This window comes from Halanaerobium sp. (assembly GCF_003070835.1).
The window spans coordinates 1-1,131 of the sequence record NZ_QBLR01000495.1; the positions used below are offsets into that span (position 1 = coordinate 1).

At 29.9% G+C, this 1,131-nt stretch carries 1 protein-coding gene and 1 pseudogene; both read left to right on the top strand.

The window, feature by feature from the left end:
- Window positions 1-193, top strand: a pseudogene (locus CI949_RS20755) (hypothetical protein); the annotation flags it as partial.
- A 33-nt stretch (window positions 194-226) separates the two neighbouring features.
- A partial coding sequence (locus CI949_RS20760) for a lactate racemase domain-containing protein (RefSeq protein ID WP_290769945.1) occupies window positions 227-1,131 on the top strand: 905 nt, incomplete at its 3' end.

Below are 1,131 nucleotides of genomic sequence, written 5' to 3' on the forward strand. Positions count from 1 at the left end.
AAAGATGATTAATCATTTTACTATGCTTTTTAGCTATTTAAATGATCAGCGTTCTGAAACTTCAAGACAGGAACACATAGATTTGATTGATTGTATTCTTAAAGGAAAGAAAGAAAAAGCATACAAAATTTTATTTAAACATTTAGATAGGGTTAAAATTGCTGAAGATGCAGAAATCAAAAAGAGAGCTTAGTTCCAAATAGTGTATAGTATAGGAGAGTTGATAATGCAAGAAATCAAATCTGAAGTTATCAGTAAAAAAGAATATTTAAGTGATTCAGCTATTAATAATTATTTAAATGAGCTTTCAAATGAGGTAATTGAAGGTGATGTAAAAAGTTTACTCTTAGTTCCGCCAGATTACACACGAAAATCTTCTTCTTTAGGTCTTATAACTGAAAAATTATACTTTAAATTAAAAGATAGAGTTGAGAATATTGATATTTTACCTGCTTCAGGAACTCATGATCCAATGAGTAAGCAGGCTATTAAATCAATGTTTGGTAAAATACCACCTGAAGATTTTTTAGAACACAATTGGCGTCATGATACTATTAAAGTCGGAGAAATACCTAGTAGAAAAATGAAAGAATTTTCTCAAGATCAGCTAAATGATGCTGTTCCATTAGAAATAAATAAAAATATTTTCTCTGAAAAATATGACCTTATAATTTCTTTAGGGCAGGTAATTCCACATGAGGTTGTAGGAATGGCTAACTATACTAAAAATATTGTTGTTGGTTGTGGAGGCAGTCAAATTATTAATAAATCTCATTTTCTAGGTGCCTTAGCTGGGATGGAAAATATTATGGGTAAAGATCATTCTCCGGTAAGAAAGCTTTATGATTACTGTCAAAAAGAGTTTCTAGACCAACTACCAATATTATATTTGATGTCAGTTAATTCTTCTATTAGTGACAAAAAGACTGGACTAACAAAAATTAAGGGGATTTTTACAGGTAGTGATAGAGATAGTTTTGAAAAAGCTGTTGCCGCAAGTCAAAAAGAAAATATTATAAATATAAGAAAACAACCTAAAAAAATTGTTGTTTTTCTAAAAGAAGATAAATTTAAAAGCACCTGGATTGGAGCTAAAGCAATTTATAGGACCAGAATGGCCGTAGCTGACGG